This window comes from Streptomyces sp. NBC_01006, assembly GCF_045162725.1.
In the GTDB taxonomy this organism is placed as follows: domain Bacteria; phylum Actinomycetota; class Actinomycetes; order Streptomycetales; family Streptomycetaceae; genus Streptomyces.
The window spans coordinates 5,884,622-5,909,491 of sequence record NZ_CP108700.1 but is presented as its reverse complement, the minus strand read 5'-3'; the positions used below and the strand labels follow the sequence as shown (position 1 = coordinate 5,909,491).

22 protein-coding genes and 1 tRNA gene are annotated in these 24,870 nt (G+C 71.1%); 14 read left to right on the top strand and 9 right to left on the bottom strand.

What is annotated here, in order from left to right:
* Positions 1–11: 11 nt before the first annotated feature.
* Positions 12–1,262 (bottom strand): spermidine/putrescine ABC transporter substrate-binding protein, encoded by a 1,251-nt coding sequence (locus OG509_RS27215; RefSeq protein ID WP_406185137.1) that lies wholly within the window; start codon positions 1,260–1,262, stop codon positions 12–14.
* A gap of 72 nt (positions 1,263–1,334) precedes the next feature.
* Positions 1,335–2,852, bottom strand: coding sequence for a gamma-aminobutyraldehyde dehydrogenase (locus tag OG509_RS27210; RefSeq protein WP_406185134.1), 1,518 nt, complete (start codon positions 2,850–2,852; stop codon positions 1,335–1,337).
* 182 nt (positions 2,853–3,034) lie between these two features.
* Here OG509_RS27210 and OG509_RS27205 point away from each other — a divergent pair, with 182 nt between their 5' ends.
* The 3 genes from OG509_RS27205 to OG509_RS27195 all read left to right on the top strand — a co-directional run bounded on the left by OG509_RS27205 (position 3,035) and on the right by OG509_RS27195 (position 5,669).
* Positions 3,035–3,589 carry an NADAR family protein gene (locus tag OG509_RS27205; protein WP_406185133.1) on the top strand — a complete coding sequence of 185 codons (555 nt, stop codon included), beginning with the start codon at positions 3,035–3,037 and terminating at the stop codon, positions 3,587–3,589.
* A gap of 86 nt (positions 3,590–3,675) precedes the next feature.
* Positions 3,676–3,737: transfer RNA gene (locus OG509_RS27200), tRNA-Ser, on the top strand.
* Positions 3,738–4,082: 345 nt separating this feature from the next.
* The gene (locus tag OG509_RS27195; protein ID WP_406185131.1) at positions 4,083–5,669 is read left to right on the top strand and encodes a TROVE domain-containing protein; all 1,587 of its coding nucleotides are present in this window, start codon (positions 4,083–4,085) and stop codon (positions 5,667–5,669) included.
* A gap of 41 nt (positions 5,670–5,710) precedes the next feature.
* Here the strand turns inward: OG509_RS27195 and OG509_RS27190 are convergent, their stop codons facing one another.
* Entirely contained in the window at positions 5,711–6,391 is a 681-nt protein-coding gene (locus OG509_RS27190; RefSeq protein WP_406185130.1) for a DUF4190 domain-containing protein, read from the bottom strand.
* 109 nt (positions 6,392–6,500) lie between these two features.
* On the opposite strand from OG509_RS27190, the gene OG509_RS27185 reads away from it, so the two are divergent.
* The 5 genes from OG509_RS27185 to OG509_RS27165 all read left to right on the top strand — a co-directional run bounded on the left by OG509_RS27185 (position 6,501) and on the right by OG509_RS27165 (position 11,515).
* Positions 6,501–7,526 (top strand): adenosine deaminase, encoded by a 1,026-nt coding sequence (locus tag OG509_RS27185; RefSeq protein ID WP_406185129.1) that lies wholly within the window; start codon positions 6,501–6,503, stop codon positions 7,524–7,526.
* Positions 7,527–7,538: 12 nt separating this feature from the next.
* Positions 7,539–8,246, top strand: a complete 708-nt coding sequence (locus OG509_RS27180; RefSeq protein WP_406185127.1) for a glycerophosphodiester phosphodiesterase — start codon at positions 7,539–7,541, stop codon at positions 8,244–8,246.
* A complete protein-coding gene (locus OG509_RS27175) occupies positions 8,243–9,445 on the top strand; it encodes a sensor histidine kinase (RefSeq protein ID WP_406185126.1) in 1,203 nt (400 codons plus the stop codon). Before OG509_RS27180 ends, OG509_RS27175 begins: the two co-directional genes overlap by 4 nt.
* A complete protein-coding gene (locus OG509_RS27170; protein ID WP_406185124.1) occupies positions 9,442–10,152 on the top strand; it encodes a response regulator in 711 nt (236 codons plus the stop codon). The genes OG509_RS27175 and OG509_RS27170 overlap by 4 nt, the downstream gene beginning before the upstream one ends.
* A gap of 145 nt (positions 10,153–10,297) precedes the next feature.
* The gene (locus OG509_RS27165) at positions 10,298–11,515 is read left to right on the top strand and encodes a serine hydrolase domain-containing protein (RefSeq protein ID WP_406185122.1); all 1,218 of its coding nucleotides are present in this window, start codon (positions 10,298–10,300) and stop codon (positions 11,513–11,515) included.
* 3 nt (positions 11,516–11,518) lie between these two features.
* Here OG509_RS27165 and OG509_RS27160 read toward each other — a convergent pair whose 3' ends face one another.
* From OG509_RS27160 to OG509_RS27150, 3 genes are all read right to left on the bottom strand, one after another.
* Entirely contained in the window at positions 11,519–11,983 is a 465-nt protein-coding gene (locus OG509_RS27160) for a hypothetical protein (protein ID WP_406185121.1), read from the bottom strand.
* 99 nt (positions 11,984–12,082) lie between these two features.
* Positions 12,083–13,261, bottom strand: coding sequence for a PotD/PotF family extracellular solute-binding protein (locus tag OG509_RS27155; RefSeq protein ID WP_406185120.1), 1,179 nt, complete (start codon positions 13,259–13,261; stop codon positions 12,083–12,085).
* 104 nt (positions 13,262–13,365) lie between these two features.
* The gene (locus OG509_RS27150) at positions 13,366–14,805 is read right to left on the bottom strand and encodes a gamma-aminobutyraldehyde dehydrogenase (RefSeq protein WP_406185119.1); all 1,440 of its coding nucleotides are present in this window, start codon (positions 14,803–14,805) and stop codon (positions 13,366–13,368) included.
* A gap of 169 nt (positions 14,806–14,974) precedes the next feature.
* Between OG509_RS27150 and OG509_RS27145 the strand changes: the two genes are divergently transcribed.
* From OG509_RS27145 to OG509_RS27120, 6 genes are all read left to right on the top strand, one after another.
* Positions 14,975–15,478, top strand: a complete 504-nt coding sequence (locus OG509_RS27145) for an Lrp/AsnC family transcriptional regulator (RefSeq protein ID WP_030298396.1) — start codon at positions 14,975–14,977, stop codon at positions 15,476–15,478.
* A gap of 3 nt (positions 15,479–15,481) precedes the next feature.
* Positions 15,482–16,843, top strand: coding sequence for an aspartate aminotransferase family protein (locus OG509_RS27140; protein ID WP_030162551.1), 1,362 nt, complete (start codon positions 15,482–15,484; stop codon positions 16,841–16,843).
* A 181-nt stretch (positions 16,844–17,024) separates the two neighbouring features.
* The gene (locus tag OG509_RS27135) at positions 17,025–17,822 is read left to right on the top strand and encodes an ABC transporter ATP-binding protein (RefSeq protein WP_406185118.1); all 798 of its coding nucleotides are present in this window, start codon (positions 17,025–17,027) and stop codon (positions 17,820–17,822) included.
* Positions 17,804–18,877: a hypothetical protein gene (locus OG509_RS27130; RefSeq protein ID WP_406185117.1), complete on the top strand. Its 1,074-nt coding sequence runs from the start codon at positions 17,804–17,806 to the stop codon at positions 18,875–18,877. The genes OG509_RS27135 and OG509_RS27130 overlap by 19 nt, the downstream gene beginning before the upstream one ends.
* Before the next feature lie 26 nt (positions 18,878–18,903).
* Positions 18,904–20,010 (top strand): LOG family protein, encoded by a 1,107-nt coding sequence (locus OG509_RS27125; RefSeq protein WP_406185116.1) that lies wholly within the window; start codon positions 18,904–18,906, stop codon positions 20,008–20,010.
* A gap of 104 nt (positions 20,011–20,114) precedes the next feature.
* Positions 20,115–21,026: a hypothetical protein gene (locus tag OG509_RS27120; RefSeq protein ID WP_406185115.1), complete on the top strand. Its 912-nt coding sequence runs from the start codon at positions 20,115–20,117 to the stop codon at positions 21,024–21,026.
* 9 nt (positions 21,027–21,035) lie between these two features.
* Here the strand turns inward: OG509_RS27120 and OG509_RS27115 are convergent, their stop codons facing one another.
* The 3 genes from OG509_RS27115 to OG509_RS27105 are packed head-to-tail and all read right to left on the bottom strand — an operon-like array spanning position 21,036 to position 24,837.
* Positions 21,036–22,058, bottom strand: a complete 1,023-nt coding sequence (locus OG509_RS27115) for an ABC transporter ATP-binding protein (RefSeq protein ID WP_406185114.1) — start codon at positions 22,056–22,058, stop codon at positions 21,036–21,038.
* Positions 22,058–23,674, bottom strand: coding sequence for an ABC transporter permease (locus tag OG509_RS27110; RefSeq protein WP_406187698.1), 1,617 nt, complete (start codon positions 23,672–23,674; stop codon positions 22,058–22,060). The genes OG509_RS27115 and OG509_RS27110 overlap by 1 nt, the downstream gene beginning before the upstream one ends.
* A 59-nt stretch (positions 23,675–23,733) precedes the next feature.
* On the bottom strand, positions 23,734–24,837 hold the full coding sequence (locus OG509_RS27105; protein ID WP_387282483.1) for a thiamine ABC transporter substrate binding subunit: 1,104 nt from the start codon (positions 24,835–24,837) through the stop codon (positions 23,734–23,736).
* Between the last annotated feature and the right edge of the window lie 33 nt (positions 24,838–24,870).

Below are 24,870 nucleotides of genomic sequence, written 5' to 3'. Positions count from 1 at the left end.
GAAGGGGTTCGTCAGGCTCCGATGAGCTTGGCGAACTTCTCCTCGTACGCGGTCTCTTCCTCACTGGTGAGGGAGCGGAAGGCGTGGGCCTTGGCCGCCATCGCCTTGTCTGGAATGATCAAGGGGTTGTCCGCGAGAGCGGGGTCGATCTTCGCAAGGTCTTCCTTGACACCGTCGACGGGGCAGACGTAGCTGATGAACGCGGCCAGTTGGGCGGCGATCGGCGGCTCGTAGTAGAAGTCGATCAGCTTCTCGGCGTTGGCCTTGTGCCGGGCATGGGCGGGGACCAGCAGGTTGTCGCTGGAGGTGATGTAACCGGGCGCCGGGATCGCGTACTGGATGTCCGGGTTGCCGGCCTGGAGCTGGATGACGTCGCCGGCCCAGGCCAGGCAGGCGGCGAGGTCGCCCTTGTCGAGGTCCGCCGTGTAGTCGTTGCCGGTGAAGCGGCGGATCTGCTTGGTGTCGACGCCCTTCTGGAGCCGGCCGATGGCGGCGTCGAAGTCGGCGGTGGTGAAGTTCGCCGGGTCCTTGCCCTGGTCGATCAGGGTCATGCCGACGCTGTCGCGCATCTCGGTGAGGAAGCCGACGCGGCCCTTCAGGGAAGGATCGTCCAGCAGCTGCGTGACGGAGTCGACCTTCTTGCCGCCGGTGGCCTTCACGTTGTAGGCGATGACGGTGTCGATGCCGGTCCAGGGATAGCTGTACGAGCGGCCCGGGTCCCAGTCGGGGTTGCGGAACTGCGGGATCAGGTTGGCGTAGGCGTGCGGGAGGTGGGAGGGGTCCAGCTTCTGCGCCCAGCCGAGCCGGATGATGCGGGCGGCGAGCCAGTCGGTGACGACGATCAGGTCACGGCCGGTGTCCTGGCCGGCCGCGAGCTGCGGGCGGACCTTGCCGAAGAACTCGACGTTGTCGTTGATGTCCTCGGTGTACTTGACCGATATCCCGGTGCGCTTGGTGAACTCCTCCAGCGTGGGATGGGACTTCTCGTCCTCGCTGGTGTCCATGTACTCGGTCCAGTTGGAGAAGTTGAGCTCCTTCTCCTCGGCCGAGTGGTCGTCGGAGGCCACGGCCGTGTCGCCCGCGCGCTTGGCCGGCGGGATGCCGCAGGCGGACAGGGAGGCCAGGCCGCCGAGGGTGAGCGCTCCGACACCGGAGGCGCGCAACAGCGAGCGGCGGGTGAGGGCGCCGCGCCCGCGGTCAAGGCTGCGCCGCATCGCGGCGAGTTGCGCCGCCGAGAGGCGGTCGGGCTCGAACTGCTCCATGAGCTGCCCTTTCGGGAGGGGTGGCGCCGCTGGTCAGGCGGCCGGCTGCCACTCGGCGAGAGCCGAAGACGGTTAGGTGCGGTCCCCGAAGATGGTGCGGTGCCAGTCCTTCTCGGCCACCGCGGTGTTGTCGTACATCACGTGCTTGACCTGCGTGTACTCCTCGAAGGAGTAGGCGCTCATGTCCTTTCCGAAGCCACTCGCCTTGTAGCCGCCGTGGGGCATCTCGCTGATGATCGGAATGTGGTCGTTGACCCAGACGCAGCCCGCCTTGATCTCGCGGGTGGCGCGGCCGGCCCGGTAGACGTCGCGGCTCCAGGCGGAGGCGGCCAGTCCGTACGGGGTGTCGTTGGCCAGCTCGATGCCCTCGTCGTCGGTGTCGAAGGGCAGGACGACGAGGACCGGGCCGAAGATCTCGGACTGGACGACCTCGCTGTCCTGAGCGGCGCCGGAGACGAGGGTGGGCCGGTAGTACGCGCCCTCGGCGAGCTCGCCGCCCGGGACCTCGCCGCCGGTGACGACGGTGGCGTAGCCGCGGGCGCGCTCCACGAAGCCGGCGACCCGGTCGCGCTGGGCGTGCGAGACCAGCGGACCGAGGTCGGTGGCCGGGTCGAAGGGGTCGCCCAGGCGGACGGTCTCCATCAGCTCGGCCACGCGGGCGACGAAGGCGTCGTGCAAGGGGCGCTGGACGTACGCGCGGGTGGCGGCGGTGCAGTCCTGGCCGGTGTTGATCAGGGAGGCGGCGACGGCGCCGTGCGCGGCGGCCTCCAGGTCGGCGTCGTCGAAGACCAGGAAGGGCGCCTTGCCGCCGAGCTCCAGGTGGAGCCGCTTGACGGTGGCGGTGGCGATCTCGGCGACCCGCTTGCCGACGGCGGTGGAGCCGGTGAAGGAGGTCATGACCACGTCCGGGTGGCCGACCAGGTGCTCGCCCGCGTCCCGGCCGGCGCCGGTGACGATGTTGACCACGCCGTCGGGCAGACCCGCGTCCTTGGCGGCCTGGGCGAACATCAGGGAGGTCAGCGGGGTCAGCTCGGCCGGCTTCAGGACGATCGTGTTGCCCGCGGCGATCGCGGGGAGGATCTTCCAGGCGGCCATCTGGAGCGGATAGTTCCAGGGCGCGATGGAACCGACGACTCCGATGGCCTCGCGTCGTACGTAGGAGGTGTGGTCCCCTGAGTACTCGGCCGCCGCCTGCCCCTGGAGATGCCGGGCGGCGCCCGCGAAGAAGGCGGTGTTGTCGATGGTTCCCGGAACGTCGAACTCGGTGGACAGCTTGATCGGCTTGCCGCACTGGAGGGACTCCGCGTACGCGAAGTCCTCCGCCTGCTCGGCCAGCACGGCGGCCAGCCGGTGCAGGGCGTCCGAGCGCTCGCCGGGGGTGGCCGCGGACCAGGCCGGGAAGGCCCGCTTGGCGGCGGCGACGGCCTCGTCGACGTCGTCGGTGGAGGCCAGCTCGTACGTGAGCACCTCCTCGCCCGTCGCAGGGTCGACGATGGTGTGCGACTGCCCGGACGTACCGGACCTCAGCTGCCCGTCGATGTACTGCGCGCCGTCTGCGAAGCGGTCCTTGACCTGGAAGCGATTACCCATGACGCTCTCACGCTCTCCGTAGCTTCAGCTCGAATTGAGTGCCGATCCTGGCAGAGGTGTTCCCCACCGCCAAGTGATTCCGTTGTTGCCTTTTGATTACGCGACGGAATCGGTCGACCATGTGTCGAGGCGCGCCCCAAATCCCGTACGAAGTGTCAGTGGCGACTGCCAGACTCGCGTGCATGGAGAAGATCGACAAATTGATCGAGCAGGTCAGCCGTGGTGAGCGAGTGAAGTACCTGCCGTTCTGGGGGCACCGGCCGCGGCCCGACGGGACGCTCGGCCCCAGCTGCATGAGCCAGTGGTGGCCGTCGCCGTTCACCGTGGGTGATGTCCGGTACGACACGGCCGAGCACTGGATGATGGCCGGCAAGGCCAGGCTGTTCGGGGACGCGGAGGCGGAGCGCGCCGCGCTGGAGGCGAGGACTCCGGCGGAGGCCAAGAAGGCCGGGCGGCTGGTGCGCGGCTTCGACGAGGAGACATGGGCGCGGGAGCGGTTCGCGCTGGTGGTGGAGGGCAGCGTGCACAAGTTCGCGTCCGGCCCCCGGCTGCGCGCGTACCTGCTGTCGACCGGGGACCGGGTGCTGGTGGAGGCGAGTCCGATGGACCGCATCTGGGGCATCGGGCTGGCGGCGGACGACGAGCGCGCCCTGGACCCCTCCCGCTGGCGCGGGCTGAACCTGCTGGGCTTCGCGCTGATGGAGGCCCGCGACCGGCTGCGTACGGACGCCGTCTGAGCCGGGTCGGGTCCCCTGGCGGACGCGATCTTAAATGCGTGGCGGGCGGGCGAGCGGGCCGCCTACCGTAGGACTCGTCCAGGTGCGCAGGCGAGACCTACTTCCACTCTTAATGGGCAGGTCGCGGGTTCGAGTCCCGCCGCCGGCTTTTCGGGCCGGTGTAGCTCAGTTGGCAGAGCAGCACGTGGTTTCGCCGACCTCGAACTCTGGACACCTACGTCACGCACCTCCCGGTGCGCGGGCGGCGGCTCCTTCTTTCGCAGAGAATCCCAAGCCGCCGCCACCTTGATCTCGGGAGGCACGCGTGCGGGATGCCCGGTGCGCAGGCGACGGCTACTTCCGGATCGACGGGTCGCGGGTTCGAATCCCGCCCGGCTGCGGCCGGTAGCTCAGTCCGGAGAGAGCAGTCGACACAGTCCGTCGCCGACCTCTGAACTCGGGCGTCCCGCACGCCACGCCTCCCCCACGTACCACTGAATTCGGGGGGATTCACATGGCTCGCTTCAACCTGCGCGCATTCAAGGCATCCTCGGGGCCCGCTTCGCCCGTGCGCTCCACGGGCGCTCGCGCCGACAACCACCAGGGCGGCCGCGGCTTCGTCCGCGACGCGCGCTCCGAACTGTTCCTGCTCGCCGTCGCCAACTTCGTGACGCAGCGGACGTTCTACGAGAGCGGCGAGGCCCGCGACGACCGGTTCTCCGCCCTCGTGCGCCGCCTCGCCGTCGAGGACCCCGCGTGGACCGCCGGCCTGCTCCGCTGGCTGCGCACCGACGGGAACATGCGGACGGCCTCCGTGGTCGGAGCGGCCGAGTACGTGAAGGCGCGGCTCGATGCCGGAGCCACCGGCGGGCCGTCGAACCGCGAGGTCGTGGACTGCGTACTGCGGCGCGCGGACGAGCCCGGTGAGCTGCTGGCCTACTGGACGGCGACGTACGGGCGCAGCGTCCCCAAGCCCGTCAAGCGCGGTATCGCCGATGCCGTGCGCAGGCTCTACTCCGGCACCTCGCTGCTGAAGTACGACACCGACTCCAAGGGGTACCGCTTCGGCGACGTGCTCAACCTCGTGCACGCCTCCCCCGATCCCGCGAAGGCCTGGCAGGGCGAGCTGTTCCGGTACGCCCTCGACCGGCGCCACCACCCGCAGACGGCGCAGGTGCCGGCCGGCAACCGCACCCTGCTCGCACACCGGGAGCTCATGGAACTGCCGGTGGCGGAGCGCCGGGCCGTGATCACCGCGCCCGACGGGGCCGAGCGGCTCGCCGCCGCGGGCATGACCTGGGAGGCGCTGGCCGGCTGGCTCCAGGGGCCGATGGACGCGGCCGCCTGGGAGGCGGTCATCCCGTCCATGGGCGCGATGGCGCTGCTGCGCAACCTGCGCAACTTCGACCAGGCCGGTGTCTCGGACGCGGTGGCCGCGCAGGTCGCGGCCAAGGTCAGCGACCCGGAGGTCGTCGCCCGGTCCCGGCAGTTCCCGTTCCGCTACCTGGCCGCCTACCAGCACGCGCCCTCGCTGCGCTGGGCGTACCCGCTGGAGCAGGCGCTCGGCCACTCGCTGGCCAACGTACCGGCCCTGCCGGGCCGGACGCTGGTCCTCGTGGACCGCTCGGGGTCGATGTGGGCACCGCTGTCGGACCGCTCGCAGCTCAACCGGGCGGACGCGGCGGCCGTCTTCGGCGCGGCGCTGGCGCTGCGCGCCGAGGACGCGGACCTCGTGCAGTTCGGGACGCACAGCAAGCAGGTCCCGTACGGCCGGGGCGAGTCCGTGCTGAAGGTGCTGGAGCGGTTCGAGGACCTCGGCGGCACCGACACCTCCGAGGCCGTGCGCAGGAACTACAAGGGGCACGACCGGGTCCTGATCGTCACCGACGAGCAGGCGACGTACCACTACGGCGGCGACCCGACGGCCCTCGTCCCGAACGAGGTCCCGGTGTACACCTGGAACCTCGCCGGGTACCGGACGGGGCATGCGCCCTCCGGATCCGCCAACCGGCACACCTTCGGCGGACTCGGCGACGCGGCCTTCCGGATGGTCTCCCTGATCGAGGGCGGCCGGGAGGCCGACTGGCCGTGGGTGGCGTAGGCCCCCCAAGGCCGCGCCCACCGCTCAGACGTGCCCACTGCTCAGACGTGCTGGCGTATCTGCGTGTGCGAGGGCGACGAACCGCCGTTGTCGTAGTCGAAGTCGTTCCCGCGTCGCCCCGGCTCACCGAGCAGGACGCCGGCAATGACGAGCCCGATCATCAGCAGGCTGAGCAGGATGCCGATCGCGCCCAGGATGATGCCGGCCAGTGCCATCGGACCGTTGTCGGCCTCGCCGCGCTGGGCCTTGCCGCGGCCCAGGACGCCGAAGATGACGGCCGGGACGCCGAACAGCAGGCCCAGGTAGCAGGTGACGATGCCGATGATGCCGAGCACGAGGGCGGTGACCCCGAAGCCGTTGCTCTTCTGCGGATAGCCGGGGTATCCGGGGTAGCCCGGATACCCCGGGTATCCCGGCTGGCCCGGGTAGCCCGGCTGACCCGGGTATCCGGGATGGCCGTACGCCGGCTGCGCGGGCGGCGGTCCGGGGTAGGCGTAGCCCCCCGGGTCCGGCTGGGCCGGGTACCCGTACGCGGACTGCGGCGTCGGGCCGGGTATCTGCGCCGGCGGGACGTCGGCTCCCGGCATCCCCGCGATCGTCTGCTGGTCGTGCACGGACGGCGGACCGGACACCCCCGGTGCGGCCTGCGGTTTCCCGAGCTCCACCGCCGGCCGCTCCGGCGGCGCCCACGGGTCCTTCGGCTCGGGGCTCTGATCGGTCATGCGGCGCCCCCCTCTCGTACGCCCATGCTATGTGCTGCCACGGACAGTCCCGGAGCTGCCTACGATGAAGCCCGATCTGTCCTCACCCGCTCCTCCCGGAGGCTCCCTCATGCCCGACCTGAACCCCTTCATCGCTGGGCTGCCCAAGGCGGAACTCCACGTCCACCACGTCGGCTCGGCCTCCCCGCGCATCGTGGCCGAACTCGCCTCCCGGCACCCCGACTCCAAGGTCCCCACCGACCCCGAGGCGCTCGCCGACTACTTCACCTTCACCGACTTCGCGCACTTCATCGAGGTCTACCTCTCCGTCGTGGACCTGGTCCGCACCCCCGACGACGTACGCACCCTGACCTACGAAGTCGCCCGCGACATGGCCCGGCAGAACATCCGCTACGCCGAGCTGACCATCACCCCGTACTCCTCCACCCGCCGCGGCATCGACGAGAAGGCCTTCATGGAGGCCATCGAGGACGCCCGCAAGGCCGCCGAGACCGAGCTCGGCGTCATCCTGCGCTGGTGCTTCGACATCCCCGGCGAGGCCGGCCTGGAGGCCGCCGCCGAGACCGCGCGCCTCGCCGTCGAACTGCACCCCGAGGGCCTGGTCTCCTTCGGCCTCGGCGGCCCCGAAATCGGCGTGCCGCGCCCGCAGTTCAAGCCGTACTTCGACGCCGCCCGCGCGGCCGGCCTGCACAGCGTGCCGCACGCCGGCGAGACCACCGGCCCGGAGACGATCTGGGACTCCATCCGCGAGCTGGGCGCCGAGCGCATCGGTCACGGCACCAGCGCCACCCAGGACCCGGAGCTGCTCGCCTACCTCGCCGAGCACCGGATCGCGCTGGAGGTCTGCCCGACCTCCAACATCGCCACGCGCGCCGTGACCGACCTGGACCGGCACCCCGTCAAGGAGATGGTGCAGGCGGGCGTGCTCGTCACCATCAACAGCGATGACCCGCCGATGTTCGGATCCGACCTCAACAACGAGTACGCGGTCGCCGCCCGGCTCCTCGACCTCGACGAGCTCGGGCTCGCGCAGCTGGCGAGGAACGCCGTCGAGGCCTCCTTCCTCGACGAGGCCGGCAAGGCGAAGCTGAGCGCGGAGATCGACACGTACACCTCCGCCTGGCTGGCGCGCTGACGCCCCGTGAGAATGGGTGCCATGCGCACCCTGACGGCCGTGGGCCACCGCGGCGATCCCTACCGTGTCCGTGAGAACACCCTGCCCTCGATCCGCTCCGCCTTCGCGCGCGGGGCGGACGCGGTGGAGATCGACGTACGGCTGACCCGCGACGGGGTGCCGGTCCTCCTCCACGACGAGACGCTCCAGCGACTGTGGGGCCATGACGTGCGGCTCGACGCCGTCACGGCCCCGCAGCTGAAGGAGTTGACGGAGGGCCGGATCCCGACGCTGCGCGAGGCCCTGACGGCGGCCGGCGCGGGCCGGGTGATGATCGACCTGCCCGGGGCGACGGCCGAGGCCGTACGGACGGTCGTCGGCCAGGTCCGGGAGTGCGGGGCGCGCGACCGTACGTACTACTGCGCGGGCCCGGACACGATGCTGGCCGTACGCGCGGCCGATCCGGGCGCCGAGATCGCGCTGACCTGGACCACGCTGTCGCCGCCCCGCCGGGTGCTGATCGACGCGGTGGCGCCGTCCTGGCTCAACTACCGTTTCGGGCTGGTGGACCGGGAGCTGGCGGACGCCCTCCACCGGGAGGGCCTGCGGGTCTCGGCCTGGACCGCGGACACCACATGGTCGATGCGCAGGCTGATCACGGCCGGCGTGGACTCCGTCACCACCAACCGCCTGGACGCCCTCTCCCGCGTACGCGCCGAGCTCGGTCTGCCCGGCCGGTGATACGCACCTGGGGGGAGCGGGTCCGGCGGGCGGATCCGCGGTGGCAGGACCTGGGTCTGGCGCTGCTGGTCCAGGTGGCGACGACGATTCCGTTCGTCGTGCCCCGCGATCCGTTGGATTCGCCGGCCACCTGGCCCGCGTACCTGCTGACGACGCTGGGCAACGTACCGCTGGTGTGGCGGCGGCGGGCGCCCGTGGCGGCGATCTTCGGGATGGTCGCGGCCGGCTCGCTCTACACCCTGGCACTGGACGGCCCCGGGCAGCCGCTGCCGTACGCCTCGCTGATCGGCGTGTACACGATGGCGCTGCTGTGCCCGTCCCGGGTGCGGATCGCGATGGGCGTGACCCTGACCGGGCTGATCCTGGTCTCCGTGGCGCTCAACACCGGGACGGCCAAGGAGCTGTTGTTCGCGCTGTTCGTCTTCGCGGCGGCCTACGCCCTGGGGCGGCTCCAGTACACCCGGCAGGCATATACGGCCGCCGTCGAGGCGCGGGCCGCGGAGCTGGAGCGGGCGAACCGGATCGAGGCGGAGCAGGCTGCGGCACGCGAACGGACCCGGATAGCGCGGGAGATGCACGACATCCTCTCGCACGCGGTCAGCATCATGATCGTGCAGGCGGAGGCCGGTCCGGTGGCGGTGCGCAGGGCGCCCGAGCGGGCGGAGGCCGCGTTCGACGCGATCGCCGAGACGGGGCGGGACGCGATGGCGCAGCTGCGGACCATGCTGGGCGTGCTGCGGACGGACCCGGCAGCACGGGAGGCGGCTCCGCGGTCGCCGCAGCCCGGGATCGGGGAGCTGCCGGGGCTGCTGGAGCGGGTGCGGGGCAGCGGGCCGCAGGTCTCGTACGAGCGCACGGGCGCGGTGCGCGCCTTGCCGGCGCCGCTGGAGGCGACGGTGCACCGGGTGGTACAGGAGGCGCTGACGAACGTGGTGAAGCATGCCGGGGCCTCGCAGGTGTCGGTCCGGCTGGCGTACGGGCCCCGGGAGCTCACGGTGACGGTGACGGACGACGGGCGGGGCCCGGGAACGGTGGCGCAGGCTCCCCCCGGCGGGCCGTCCGGGGGGCACGGGCTGATCGGGATCCGGGAGCGTGCGGCGGCGCACGGCGGTACGGCGGAGTTCGGTCCGGGCCCCGGTGGCCTGGGGTTCTCGGCCCGCATCGTGCTAGTAACCTCGCCGCTGGAGGTGGGGCGTTGACGATCCGTGTGGTGGTGGCGGACGACCAGGAGCTGGTGCGCAGCGGCTTCGCGATGATCCTGGACGCGCAGGAGGACATCGAGGTCGTCGGGGAGGTCGGGGACGGCGCTGCGGCGGTGGCGGCAGTGCGGGAGCTGCGGCCGGACGTGGCGCTGCTGGACGTCCGGATGCCGGTGCTCGACGGGATCGAGGCGTGCCGGACGATCTCGGCCGGGACCTCGTGCAGGACGGTGATGCTGACGACCTTCGACTCGGACGAGTACGTCTACGAGGCGCTGCACGCGGGGGCGAGCGGGTTCCTGCTGAAGGACGTGCGGCGCGACGATCTGGTGCATGCCGTACGGGTGGTGGCGGCGGGCGACTCGCTGCTCGCGCCGTCGGTGGCGCGGCGGCTGATCGAGGAGTACACGGCGGCGACGGCGCGGCCGGCGGCGGGGGCGCTGCCCGTTCAGCGGCTGGAGGTGCTGACGGCGCGGGAGCGGGAGACGCTGCTGCATCTGGGGCGGGGGCTGTCGAACGCGGAGATCGCGGCCGCGCTGGTGGTGAGCGAGCACACGGTGAAGTCGCATGTGGGCCATGTGCTGGCGAAGCTGGGGCTGCGGGACCGGATCCAGGCGGTGATCTGCGCGTACGAGACGGGCCTGATCGCGGCCGGGACGGGGGCCAGGGGCGGGGCCGGCTCTCGGGTATCTCCCTCCGGGGAGTGAGAGGGCGACGGTCGGATCCCTCGCGCGGGTGAGTTGTCGTACTGCTGAAGACCCCTCTTGGTGGTGATCCGCGGGCACCCCTGTGACCTGCAGCATTGAGTCATCGGGGCCGCTGGGGCCCGGATGGTTCAAGGGGGATTCCGCCATGAAGGTACGTACGCGCACACTGGTCGCCGGCGCCGTGGTCCTGGGCATCGCGGCCGGCCCGGCCGTTGCCTATGCCGCACCGATGTCCGAGGCGGTGAGCGTGCCCGCGCCGACGGGCGCCATGACGCCGCCGCTCTACACGACCGCGCCCGACGCGGCGGCGCTGAGCAGGGCGATCGCCGGCGTCGGCCCTGACAACAAGGACGCGACGGCCGCGCTGGTGCGGGTGGGCGGTACGAGCGGCCGCTGGGTGGGCAGTTCCGGCGTGGCCGATGTCCGCACCGGACGCAAGGCGTTCGATGATGCCCGGTTCCGGGCGGGCTCCGTGACGAAGACCTTCACGGCGGCGGTGGTGCTCCAGCTGGCCGCCGAGGGCAAGGTCGATCTGGACAAGCCGGTGCAGCAGTACCTTCCGGGGCTGCTGCCGTCCGGTCCGAAGGGCTTCGAGCCCGTAAGCGTCCGGCAGTTGCTGAACCACACGAGCGGCATCCGGTCGGCCGACGGGCCCGGGGACTCCTTCGACGAGCAGTACGCCCACCGGTTCGACGTGGTCGATCCGCACGCGCTGATCGCCGAAGCGGTGGCGAAGGGACCCGAGTTCAGGCCGGGCGAGAAGCAGCACTACCTCAACATCGATTACACGGTGCTGGGCGTGCTGATCGAGAAGCTGACGGGCACGACGTACGAACAGGCCCTGTCCGAACGGATCCTGAGGCCGCTCGGCCTGCGCCACACGTCGGTTCCGGCGCGTGGGGAGAACCGAATGGCGGGCCCGCACCACCACGGCTACCAGGCCGTGGAGAAGCCCGGCGGCGGGAGCACGCTGGTGGACGTGACCGACTGGAACTCCTCGTCCAACTGGGCCGCCGGGGACCTGATATCGACCACGGCCGACCTGGAGAAGTTCACCCAGGCCCTGTTCGCGGGTCGGGTGGTGCCGAAGGCGCAGCTGGAGGAGATGTTCACGGTGCCCGCGGTGAAGGACTTCGAGTCCGGGGAGGACGCCGTGCAGACAGCGGGGATGAAGCGGTTCGTCCTGCCCGACGGCACGGTGGTCTACGGCAAGACCGGCTCCCGGTACGGCTACAGCACCGTGATCGGCGGGTCGCGCGATCTCTCACGCACCCTCGTCTACTCGGTCAACTCCACCGACGCGAAGGGGCAGGACATGAACAAGGTGGCCTACGGGATCGTCATGGCGGCCTTCACCAGGTAGCGATCAGGCGGGCAGGGCCTCCAGTCGTTTGATCATGCGGCGGAGCACCAGCAGGGGTATGACCCCGAAGACGCCGAACGACATGTCGATGAGACTCCACCCGAAGGGGATGCCGCGGATCGGGCCGCAGATCAGGGCCAGGGGGATCACGCCGGCGCAGGCGATCATGCCGGCCTCGACGATCCAGATGTTGCGGACGGGGTCGCGGTGGACTCCGTAGAAGAAGACCGCGATCACCAGGTGGGCGAAGGCGAGCCAGTCGGTGCCGTAGAGCAGGAACGGGTAGTCCGCGTCGGCCCGTTCCAGCCCGTCGCCCACCCGCCGCAGCCACTCGTGGGAGACCAGGGAGTTGGCCCAGTGGAGTTCGGTGACCAGGGGGAAGGCGGTGAGGCCGCTGAGCACGAGGCAGACGATGAACAGGACCAGCCAGGCACGGATCCGCCGCTGAAGGGCGCTTCTCTCGCTCACGGAAGGAAGCGTACGCCGGTTTCTGAACGCGTTCAGTCAATTCTCTGAACACGTTCAGTTCCGTGGCGGGACTGCGATCATCCCCGCGCCGTCCGGCGCTCAGAGACCGACGATGGCGTTCCAGCGCTGGGCGAGGGAGCGTCGCTCGGCCGAGGAGATGTCCCGGGCCACGACGAGCCGCTTGCGCATCTCCTCGTCGGGGAAGATCAGCGGGTTCTCGGCGAGTTCGGCGGTCTCCTTGTCCTCGGAGGCGGCCAGGACCTCGCGGGCGGCCGGGACGGGGCAGACGTAGTTGACGGCGGCGGCGAGCTCGGCGGCCACCTCCGGCGCGTAGTAGTAGTCGACCAGGGCCTCGGCGTTGGCCTTGTGCCGGGCCAGGTTGGGGACGAGCAGGCTCTCCGCCCAGAGCTCGGCGCCCTCCTCCGGGACCACGAACTCGATGTCGGGGTTGTCGGCCTGGAGCTGGATGGCGTCGCCGGAGTACGCCTGGCAGGCCAGGACGTCGCCCTTGCTCAGATCGGACGTGTAGTCGTTGCCGGTGAAGCGGCGGATGTGCTTCTTCTTCACCATGCTCTCCACCTGGTCGCACATCCGGTGGAAGTCGGACTCGGTCCACCGGGTGACGTCCACGCCGTTGCCCTGCATCAGCAGGGCGAAGGACTCGTCCAGGCCGGAGAAGAGGGTGACCTTGCCGGCCAGGTCCGGGTGCCACAGGTCCTGGACGGACTTGATCTCCCGGCCCAGCGCTTTGCGGTTGTAGGCGATGCCGGTGATCCCCGACTGCCACGGGACGGTGTGCAGGCGGCCCTCGTCGAAGGCGGGGGACCGCAGCTGCGGGTCCAGGTGGGCGGCCACGTTGGGCTGCGCCGTACGGTCCATCTTCTGGGCCCAGCCCAGGTGGACGAAGCGGGCGGCCATCCAGTCGCTGACCACCACCAGGTCGTGGCCGGTCTCCTGGTGGTTCATCAGGGCCGGGCTGACCTTGCCGAAGAACTCGTCGTTGTCGTTGATCTCCTCGGTGTACCGGACCTCGATGCCGGTCTTCTCCGAGAAGGCGTCCAGCGTGGGCCGGCGCTCCTCGTCCGCGTCGTCGGTGTCGATGTACAGCGGCCAGTTCGAGAAGGCCACCCGCTTGTCCCGGTCGGAGCGGTCCGGGCCTCCCCGCCGGTCCTCGGGGACGAACGCGGCGGGCACACCGCAGCCGGTCAGGGCCGCGAACAGGCCGGCGGCACCGAGGCCGCGCAGCGCCGCGCGGCGGGAGAAGGCGAGTTCAGGCATGGGCAAAGCCTCGGGGAACGGAGGAGGGCGGGCAATAGACACATTGTCTACTGCCCGCCCTCTCAAGCCCCTTCGGTGATCGATGCGATCTCCGCGGAGACGGATCAGCCGTCGAGCGAGGTCATCACGTGCTTGATGCGGGTGTAGTCCTCGAAGCCGTAGGCGGAGAGGTCCTTGCCGTAGCCGGACTTCTTGAAGCCGCCGTGGGGCATCTCGGCGACGAGCGGGATGTGGGTGTTGATCCACACGCAGCCGAAGTCGAGGTACTTGGACATGCGCATCGCGCGGCCGTGGTCCTTGGTCCACACGGAGGAGGCGAGGGCGAACTCGACGCCGTTCGCGTACTCCAGGGCCTGGGCCTCGTCCGTGAAGGACTGGACGGTGATGACGGGGCCGAAGACCTCGTTCTGGATGATCTCGTCGTCCTGCTTGAGGCCCGAGACCACGGTCGGGGCGTAGAAGTAGCCCTTGTCGCCGACCTGGTGGCCGCCGGCCTCGACCTTGGCGTGCGCCGGGAGGCGCTCGATGAAGCCCGCGACCTGCTTGAGCTGGTTCGGGTTGTTCAGCGGGCCGTAGAGCACGTCCTCGTCGTCCGGGGCGCCGGTCTTGGTGTCGGCGGCGGCCTTGGCGAGGGCGGTCACGAACTCGTCGTGGATGGACTGGTGCACGAGCACACGGGTCGCGGCGGTGCAGTCCTGGCCGGCGTTGAAGTAGCCGGCGACCGCGATGTCCTCGACGGCCTTGGCGATGTCGGCGTCCTCGAAGACGACGACCGGGGCCTTGCCGCCGAGCTCCAGGTGGACGCGCTTGACGTCCTTCGCGGCGCTCTCGGCGACCTGCATGCCGGCGCGCACCGAGCCGGTGATGGAGGCCATCGCCGGGGTGGAGTGCTCGACCATGGCCTTGCCGGTCTCGCGGTCACCGCAGATGACGTTGAAGACGCCCTTGGGCAGGACCGAATCGATGATCTCGGCCATCAGGACGGTCGAGGCCGGGGTGGTGTCCGAGGGCTTGAGCACCACGGTGTTGCCCGCGGCGATGGCCGGGGCGAACTTCCACACGGCCATCATCATCGGGTAGTTCCACGGCGCGACCTGGGCGCATACGCCGACCGGCTCACGGCGGACGATCGAGGTCATCCCGTCCATGTACTCGCCGGCCGAGCGGCCCTCCAGCAGGCGGGCCGCACCCGCGAAGAAGCGGATCTGGTCCACCATCGGCGGCAGCTCCTCGCTGGCCGTGAGGCCCAGCGGCTTGCCGGTGTTCTCCGACTCGGCGGCCACGAGCTCGTCCGCGCGCGCCTCGAAGGCGTCCGCGATCTTGAGCAGGGCCTTCTGGCGCTCCGACGGGGTGGTGTCGCGCCAGCCCGGGAAGGCGGCCGCAGCGGCGGCCATGGCGGCGTCGACATCGGCCTGGCCGGAGAGCGGGGCGGTGGCGTACACCTCGCCCGTGGCGGGGTTGACCACCTCGGTGGTCCGTCCGTCGGCGGCGTCCTTGAACTCTCCGCCGATGTAGTTGCGCAGACGACGCAGTTCGGTGGTCACTCCAGCCACACTCCTGATCACATGTCCAACGATTGAGACGAATCCCAATCCTAGCCCCTCGGCGGACGCTTTCGGCAGGGCCAGACGCCACCAACTACGAAATCAGTGAGATCGCAGACCTCAAACAACGGATTTCATCGATTCCGTCTTGCGGAACAGACGACTCCTCGTGCACAGTGAGGTCGTGGTCAGTCGAAGCGCAGATTCCAGGAACAGACAACCGTCCCCTTCGGTCGATGCTGTGTCCCTGGCGATCATCGAGCAACTGCAGGAGGACGGTCGCCGTCCCTACGCAGCGATCGGCAAGGCCGTCGGCCTGTCGGAGGCGGCCGTGCGCCAGCGCGTGCAGAAGCTGCTCGACCAGGGCGTCATGCAGATCGTCGCCGTCACCGACCCGCTCACCGTGGGCCTGCGACGCCAGGCCATGGTCGGCATCAACGTCGAGGGAGACCTCGACCCGGTGGCCGACGCACTGACCCAGATGGCCGAGTGCGAGTACGTGGTCATGACCGCGGGCTCGTTCGACCTGATGGTGGAGATCGTCTGCGAGGACGACGACCACCTGCTGGAGACGATCAACAAGAAGATCCGCGCGCTCCCCGGCGTGCGATCAACCGAAAGCTTCGTTTATCTGAAGCTGAAGAAGCAGACCTACATGTGGGGAACTCGATAGCCCGTGAGCCAGGACCTCTCCAAGACCGCGTACGACCACCTGTGGATGCACTTCACCCGCATGTCGTCGTACGAGAACTCCCCCGTCCCCACCATCGTGCGGGGTGAGGGCACCTACATCTTCGACGACAAGGGCAAGCGCTACCTGGACGGTCTCGCCGGACTGTTCGTGGTCAACGCCGGTCACGGCCGCAAGGAACTGGCCGAGGTCGCCTACAAGCAGGCGCAGGAACTCGCGTTCTTCCCCATCTGGTCGTACGCGCACCCCAAGGCCGTGGAGCTCGCCGAGCGCCTCGCCGACTACGCCCCGGGCGACCTGAACAAGGTCTTCTTCACCACCGGTGGCGGCGAGGCCGTCGAGACCGCGTGGAAGCTGGCGAAGCAGTACTTCAAGCTGCAGGGCAAGCACACCAAGTACAAGGTCATCTCGCGTGCGGTCGCCTACCACGGCACCCCGCAGGGCGCCCTGTCCATCACCGGTCTGCCGGCCCTGAAGGCCCCCTTCGAGCCGCTGGTGCCCGGCGCGCACAAGGTGCCGAACACCAACATCTACCGCGCCCCGATCTACGGCGACGACCCCGAGGCCTTCGGCCGCTGGTGCGCCGACCAGATCGAGCAGGAGATCCTGTTCGAGGGCGCCGACACCGTCGCCGCCGTCTTCCTGGAGCCGGTGCAGAACGCCGGCGGCTGCTTCCCGCCGCCGCCCGGGTACTTCCAGCGGGTCCGCGAGATCTGCGACGAGTACGACGTGCTCCTCGTCTCCGACGAGACGATCTGCGCCTTCGGCCGCCTCGGCACGATGTTCGCCTGTGACAAGTTCGGCTACGTGCCCGACATGATCACCTGCGCCAAGGGCATGACCTCGGGCTACTCCCCGATCGGTGCCTGCATCGTCTCGGACCGCATCGCCGAGCCGTTCTACAAGGGCGACAACACCTTCCTGCACGGCTACACCTTCGGCGGACACCCGGTGTCCTCCGCGGTGGCGCTCGCCAACCTCGACATCTTCGACAAGGAAGGCCTCAACCAGCACGTGCTGGACAACGAGGACGCCTTCTTCTCGACGCTGAAGAAGCTGCACGACCTGCCCATCGTCGGCGACGTCCGCGGCAACGGCTTCTTCTACGGCATCGAGCTCGTCAAGGACAAGGTCACCAAGGAGTCCTTCACGGACGAGGAGACCGAGCGCGTGCTCTACGGCTTCCTCTCCAAGGCGCTCTTCGAGAACGGCCTGTACTGCCGCGCCGACGACCGTGGCGACCCGGTCATCCAGCTGGCCCCGCCGCTGATCGCGGACCAGGGCACCTTCGACGAGATCGAAGGCATCCTGCGCTCGGTGCTCACCGAGGCGTGGACCAAGCTGTAAAGCTCGGGACGACCAGCAGCAAACAGTCCGAACCACACGGCCCGGATCCCCCGTTCGAGTGAGAACGCGGGGGTCCGGGCCGTGTGCTGTCACCATCCAAGACGTTCATCTCTTTACATCTCAGTGCGGCCCCAGTGACTGAACCGGTTCCGCTTCGTTCCCCCGGACGGAGGTGTACGCCATGGTGGCTCCACCGGACAACGCCCCACCGGACAATGACGTCCTCTGGGCACGGTCCGTTCACTACTCCCACAGCGGTTCACCCGGCATCATCGGGGTCTCGGTGGGCGTCCGCCAGGGCGAGATCCTGGCCCTGACCGGCCCGCGCGGCAGCGGGAAGACCACCCTGCTGCGGTGTCTGTCGGGACATCTGGTGCCCGAGCAGGGCGAGATCTGGTTCAACAGCGTGCCCGTCCACACCATGGGCGGCCTGGCCCGCGAACGGCTGCGCCGCGACCGGTTCGGCTGGATCGGCCCCGACCCCCTGCTGCTGCCCGAGCTCAAGGTGTGGGAGAACGCGGCCCTGCCGCTGCTGGTCTCCGGCGCCTCCCACCGCACCGCCAAGGCCGCCGCCTGCGAATGGCTGGACCGGCTCGACATCGGCGCCCTCGCCCGCAAACGCCCCGGCGCGCTGACCCGCGCCGAGTCCCAGCGGGTCGCCCTCGCCCGGGCCCTGGTCAAGGAGCCCGCGGTCGTCTTCGCCGACGAGCCCACCGCCCCGCTGCACCGCACCGAGCGCGCCCTGTTGCTCCGTACGCTCACCACCGCGGCCCGCTCGCACGGGATCACCGTGGTGCTCGCCACCCATGACGAGGAGAGCGCGGCCGTCGCCGACCGCCGGGTCGAACTGCTGGACGGGCGGCCCGCCGGAACCGCGGCCGCGGTCAGCGGCGCCCTCGGCGTGGGCGGTGTCGGTGGTGTCGGCGATCCGCCCGACGAGACCCCGGAGGGCCAGGCCGCGTGCTCGCTCTCCGCCTAGCCCGCGGCTCCCGCCCGCTCGTCCAGCTGCGCCGGCTGCTGGTCGCCGCCGCCGGCGCCGGCAGCGGATTCCTCCTGCTGTACGTGCTCGCCGGGGCCACCGCCCGGCCTGCCGGATCGTTCCCGCGCCTGCTGTGGGCCCTGGTCCCGCTCGCCGTCACCGTGCAGTTCGCGGTAGCCGTCGCCCGGACCGACCCCGCGACCCGGCCCCGTGAAGGACTGGACTCCGTCGGCCTGGGCCCCGTACGGCTCCTCCTCGTCGCGGTGGTCTCCACCGCGATCGCGTGCACCCTGGGCAGCGCCCTGGCCCTGGCCGCCTTCCTCCACCTGCGGGGCGAGCTCACCGGCCTGCCCTTCGACGGAGCCGGGGCCGCACTGCTGCACGCCGACCGGCCGCTGCCCCTGGCGGCCGCCCTCACCCTGCTGGCCCTGATCCCGCTGGCCGCCTGCGCCGCCACGGCCCTAGCCCTGCGCCCCCACCCGCCGCTGGCCCCGCAGACCGCCCTGCCCTGGGGCATCGCCCTCACCGCCTGCGGACTGGCGGCCCTGGCGTACGCCGGCCCCGGCGGGGCCGGGATGCCGACGGGCTGGGCGCTCACCGCCGTCGGGCTCTCCCTCGCGGGCCCCGGACTCGCCTACGCCTGCGGGGCCCTGGTCCAGGCGGTCCGCCCGGGCGCCATGCGGCTGCTGGCCGGGCGTGCCCTCCAGGAGGAGGCGCCCCGGCTGGGACGGCCCCTCGGGGTGCTGTGCGCGGTCGGCGCGGGCGCCCTCACCGCCGCGGCCCTGCGCGAGCGGGGCGGCTTCGGCGTCCCGCTGGGCCCGCTGACCGGACCGGCCTGCGCCCTGGTGGTGCTGTGCGCGGCCGCGACCCTGCTCACCCGGGCCGTCGAGGTCCGCCAGGACCGCTCGGCCACCCGGACGGCCCTGCGCGACCTGGGTACTCCGGACACGGTCCTGCGTACGGCCGCGACGCTGCGCGCCACCGCGCTGGTGGCCGTGTGCGGACCGGTCGTATGGGGTGTGGCACAGCTGACGTCAATGGCATTGACCCGCTGACAGGGGCAGCCCTTAGGGTGGGCCGAATGGTCAACGGATACATCGACACCGAGATCGAGACGCTCGCCGAATTCGACCGGGTCGTGGCCCGCGGCTCGCTGAGCGGCTACCGGGTCCAGTCGGTCAACCTGCTGGAGCGCACGTTCGCCCTGCTGTCCGCCGACACCTCCGCGGCCGTCTTCCTCGGCTGCGCGATGGAGCCCGACGCCTCGGCGAAGGTGCGCGCGGACGGCGCGCTCGTCTTCCCGCCCGTCCCGGACCTGCCCTTCAACCCGTACCGCGGCCTGCTGTACACCGCCGACGAGCTGTTCGCGGGGCTGTCCGCCGGCTACGAGACCACCCCGGACGCCCAGTCGTACGCCTGGTTCCAGGAGACCAAGGCGGACGGCGACGTCTTCTCCTCGATGCTGCGGTCCGTCCACGACGACGCGATATCCGACGCGCTCGACGAACACCTCGCCGGCGCCCGCGTGGTGGGCGTCATGGGCGGCCACGCGATGGCCCGCGGCGGCCTCGACTACCAGGGCGCGGCGGAGCTCGGCCGGAAGCTGGCCCGGGCCGGACTGGCGGTGGCCACCGGCGGCGGCCCCGGCGCGATGGAGGCGGCCAACCTCGGCGCCTACCTGGCGCCGGCCCCCGACGAAGCCCTGGCGGAGGCCCTGGAGATGCTGGCCAAGGCCCCGTCCTTCGTCCCCTCGGTCTCCGACTGGGCGCGGGCGGCCTTCGCCGTACGGGACCGCTGGCCCGGCGGCGGCGACTCGGTGGGCATCCCCACCTGGTTCTACGGGCACGAGCCGCCGAACGCCTTCGCCGGCCACATCGCCAAGTACTTCGCGAACGCCACCCGCGAGGACGGGCTGCTCGCCCGGTCGAACGCGGGCGTGGTCTTCCTGCCGGGCGCCGCGGGCACCCTCCAGGAGATATTCGACAACGCGACGCCGAACTACTACGAGTCGCGGGGCGAGCCGACGCCGATGGTGCTGGTCGGACGTACGCACTGGACCGAGCACCTGCCGGTGTGGCCGCTGCTCCAGGCGCTGGCGCGCGGCCGCGCGATGGAGTCGCGGATCGCGCTGGTCGACTCGGTGGACGACGTGCCCGCCGTACTCGCGGCGATGAGCACGACGAAATGAACGCGAAGAACTGAGGGACGGCCCGAGGCAACTTCCCGGCCCGATCGCACGTCTGCCATAGGTAATCAACACGCAAAACCTGCCAGACGTGAACGGAGCCCTCGGTGCTCATAGGCCTGCTGACCGCGATCGCGGCGTCCATCTGCTACGGCACGGGCTCCGTCCTGCAAGCCGTGGGCTCGCGCAGGGCGGCCCGGATGTCCCCGGCCGCCGCGGGGGTGACCGCGCACGGCGGCCCGAACCTCTCGTCCACCGCGAAGGCGGCGATGACGTGGGAGTTCATCGTCGGCACCATCCTGGACTTCGTGGGCTTCGGGCTGGGCGCGCTGGCCGCCCGGCTGCTGCCGCTGTTCCTGTCCCAGACGGTGATCAGCGCCAACCTGGTGATCACGGCCGTGCTCAGCGTGAAGATGCTGGGCATCCGGCTGACCCGGAAGGAATGGACCTCGATCGGCGTCGTCTGCGCGGCGCTGGTGCTGCTGGCGACGGCGGCGGGCCACGAGGGCGGTCACCACGCCCCGATGTCCACGCACTGGTGGCTGTTCGGGGTGACCCTGCTGATCATCGCGGGCGGCACGGTGGCCGTCCGCCTCCTGGGCTCCCGGGCGGCGATCCTGGCGGGCCTGCTGTCGGGCCTGGCCTTCGGCGCGCTGGGCGTCGGCGTCCGGATCCTCGACGGCATCGACCCGTTCGACCTGGGCACGCTGCTCGTCGACCCGGCGCTCTACGCCATCGTGCTGGCCGGCGTCGGCGGCATGTACCTGCACACGGTCGCCCTCCAGATCGGCTCGGTGAACGGCGCGACGGCGGCGCTGGTGGTCGGCGAGACCGTCCTGCCGGGCGCGATCGGCGTCCTGTGGCTGGGCGACGCCTCGCGCCCGGGCCTGGCCTGGCTGGCGGTCCTCGGCTTCGTCCTGGCCGTGACCGGCGCGGTGGCGGTCGCCTGGTACGGCAACCACGACGGCGCCGAGTCCCCTGCGGGGGCCCCGGAGGAACGCAGCCCCGCCGGCGTGTGAGCCCCGGGCCTAGCCCGCCGGGAGGACGACCACCTCGGCCGGGGCGAAGGACACGGCGACCCGGTCCCCCACGGCCGGCGCCCCGGCCAGCCCGCACTCCGCCTCCAGCACCGGCCCTGCCTCCGGCCTCAGCAACAGCGCGACATGGGTCCCCCGGAACGTCCGCGACACCACCTCACAGCTCAGCCCGGCAGCCGCCAGCACCACCCCGGTCGGCCGGATCAGGATCCGCCGCTCCCCCTCCGGCGACCCGGCCGGCACCTGCACCTTCCCCCACGCCGTGGCCGCGGCCCCGCCCACCACCGTCGCCGGGATCACGTTCTCGAAGCCGAGGAACCGCGCCACGAACTCCGAAGCCGGCCGCTGCCACACCTCCAGCGGGGTCCCGGCCTGCGCGATCCGCCCGTCCTGCATCACCACCACCCGGTCGGCCAGGGCGAAGGCCTCCCCCTGGTCGTGCGTGACGGCCAGCACCGTGGTCCCGAGCCGGGAGAACAGCCCCCGCAGCTCCACCACCAGCCGCTCGCGCAGCCCCCGGTCCAGCTGCCCCAGCGGTTCGTCCAGCATCAGCAGCCGCGGCGAAGGGGCCAGCGCCCGGGCCAGGGCGACCCGCTGCTGCTCACCGCCCGACAGCGAGGCCACCGAGCGGCCCTGGGCTCCGGGGAGCCCGACCAGCTCCAGCAACTCCGCGACCTGGGCCTCGTACGCCCCCCGGGCAGAGCCCCGCATGCGCAGCCCGAACGCGACGTTCCCTCCCACGTCCCGGTGCGGGAACAGCTGATGGTCCTGGAACATCAGGCCGACCCCGCGCCGGTGCACCGGCACCCGCGCCTGGTCCGCCCCGCCCAGCAGGACCCGCCCCGCCGAGACCGGCTGGAGCCCGGCCACCACCCGCAGCAGCGTGGACTTGCCGCTTCCGCTGGGCCCGAGCACGCACACGATCTCGTGCTCGGCGACCTCCAGGTCGACCGCGTCGACGACGGCGCGCTCGCCGAAGCGGACCGACACCCCGGCCAGTTCGAGCAACGTCATCAGAACTCTCCCGAGGTCTTGTCGGGGCGCAGCCGCTCCAGCACCAGCAGGGACACCGCGCACACCAGCATCAGAATCGTGCTCAGGGCCATCGCCTGCCCGTAGTTCAGCTCACCGGCCCGCCCCAGCAGCCGCGCCACGGCCACCGGCAGCGTCGGACGGTCGGGCCGGGCGATGAAGACGGTCGCGCCGAACTCCCCCAGGGAGACGGCGAAGGCGAATCCGGCCGCGATCAGCAGCGCCCGCCGCACCAGCGGCAGGTCCACCTCCCGCCAGGCCCGCAGCGGGGACGCGCCGAGCACGGCGGCGGCCTCGCGCAGCCGCCCGTCCACGGCGCGCAGTACCGGCAGCATGGTCCGTACGACGAACGGCACGCCCACCAGCGCCTGCGCGAGCGGGACCAGGATCCACGAGGTCCGCAGATCCAGCGGCGGCTCGTCCAGGGTGATCAGGAACCCGAAGCCGACCGTCACCGCCGACACCCCCAGCGGAAGCATCAGCAGCGCGTCGAACCCGCGCACGAACCGGCCCGCGCGCCGGGTCAGTGCCGCGGCCGCGAGCCCCCCGATCACCAGGGCGATGGCGGTGGCGGCGAGCGCGTACTGGAGGGAGTTCCAGATGGCCTCCAGCGGGGGTACCAGAAACGTTCCGCCGCCCGCGCCCACGTCCTGGAGCGCCCGGTAGAAGCCGAACCCGTACCCGCCGGGCACGTCGAGGGAGCGCTCCACCAGCACCGCCAGCGGGGCCACGATCAGCAGCGCCACCGTCAGCAGCACCCCGCCCAGCAGGGCGCGCTGCCCCGGCCCGCTCGGCCGGTGCGCGGTCCGCGCCGGGTCGACCAGCCGCAGGGCGGTCTCCCGCCGGCGCACGGTCCATGCGTGGATACCGAGGATCAGGCCGACCGCCACGAACTGGACCATCGTGAGGACGGCGGCCGTCGGCAGGTCCAGCAGCTGCGCGGTCTGCCGGTAGACCTCCACCTCCAGGGTGGCGTACGAGGGCCCGCCGAGGATCTGCACGACGCCGAAGGAGGTGAACGTGAACAGGAACACCATCAGCGAGGCCGCGGCCACCGCCGGCCCGAGCGCGGGCAGCGTCACCCGCCGCCAGGCGGCGAACCGCCCGCCGCCCAGCACCCGGGCGGCCTCCTCCTGGCGCGGGTCCAGCTGCGCCCAGAGTCCGCCGACCGTCCGTACGACGACGGCGTAGTTGAAGAAGACGTGCGCGAGCAGGATCGCCCACACGGTGGTGTCCAGCCGGACGCCCCACAGCTCGTCGAGCAGTCCGCCGCGCCCGACCAGCGCCAGGAAGGCGGTGCCGACCACCACCGTCGGCAGCACGAACGGGACCGTGACCACCGCCCGCAGCAGCTGCTTGCCGGGGAACTCGAAGCGCGCGAAGACGTACGCGCCGGGGAGTGCGATCAGGAGCGTGAGCACCGTGGACGCGAGCGCCTGCCAGGTGGTGAACCAGAGCACGTCGGCGATGTCGGGCCGGGTCAGCACCTCGCCGATCCGGCCGAACTGCCAGCCCTCGTCGGTTTTGATCCCGCGGCCGACGATCGCGGCCACGGGGTAGGCGAAGAACAGCCCGAAGAAGGCGAGCGGCACGGCCATCAGCAGGAGCCTGACAGCCGTACCGCGCGCGCTCTCCTTCACGGGAGTGCTCTCGCGTCCTACTTCACGACGAGCGAGGACCATGCCTTGACCCACTGCTCACGGTTCTTGGCGATGGTCTCGGGAGCGACGTTTTCCGGCTTCTCGATGACCACGCCGTGCTTCGTGAACAGCTCCGGCAGCTTCGCGTCCTTGACCACCGGGTTCACGAACATCTGGAGCGGCATGTCCTCCTGGAACTTCTTGCTCACCAGGAAGTCGAGGAGCGCCTTGCCGCCCTCCTCGTTCTTCGCGCCCTTGAGCAGGCCCGCGAACTCGACCTGTCGGAAGCAGGTGCCGGTGGCCACGCCCGTGGGGGCCTCGGCCGGCTGCGGCTCCCCGTACAGGACCTCGACCGGCGGGCTGGAGGCGTACGAGACGACCAGCGGCCGGTCGCCCTTGGCCTTCTTGCCGCCCGCGGAGCCGGAGAAGCGCTCGTTGTAGGCCTGCTCCCAGCCGTCGACGACCTCGACGCCGTTGGCCTTGAGCTTGCTCCAGTAGTCCTTCCAGCCCTCGTCCCCGTACTTGCCGACGGAAGCGAGCAGGAAGCCGAGGCCCGGCGAGGAGGTCGCCGCGTTCTCGGTGACCAGCAGGTTCTTGTACTCGGGCTTGACCAGGTCGTCCAGCGTCTGCGGCGGGGCGAGCTTCTTGTCGGCGAAGTACGCCTTGTCGTAGTTGACGCAGATGTCGCCGGAGTCGATCGGGGTGACCCGGTGCTCCTTGTCGAGCACGTACTCGGGCTTCACGTCGGCCAGGCCCTTGACCTCGTACGGCGTGAAGATCCCGTTGTCGAGGGCGCGCGAGAGGAGCGTGTTGTCCACACCGAAGAAGACGTCGCCGCGCGGGGAGCCCTTGGTGAGGATCTCCTGGTTGAGGGCGGCGCCCGCGTCCCCGGACTTCAGGACCTTGACGGTGTAGCCGCTCTGCTGCTCGAACTCCTTGAGGACCGTGTCGGTCACGTTGAAGGAGTCGTGCGAGACGAGCGTGACCGTCTTGGACTTCGGCGCCTCGCTCCCGCCGGCCGCGGACTCGTCCTTGGCCTTGCCGCCGCCGCACGCGGCGAGCGTACTGACACCGAGGGCCGCGGCCAGCGCCGCACCCGCGATCTTCCTGGTGGTGCTCACGGAACATTCCTCCTGGGTTGACCAGGAGAAGAC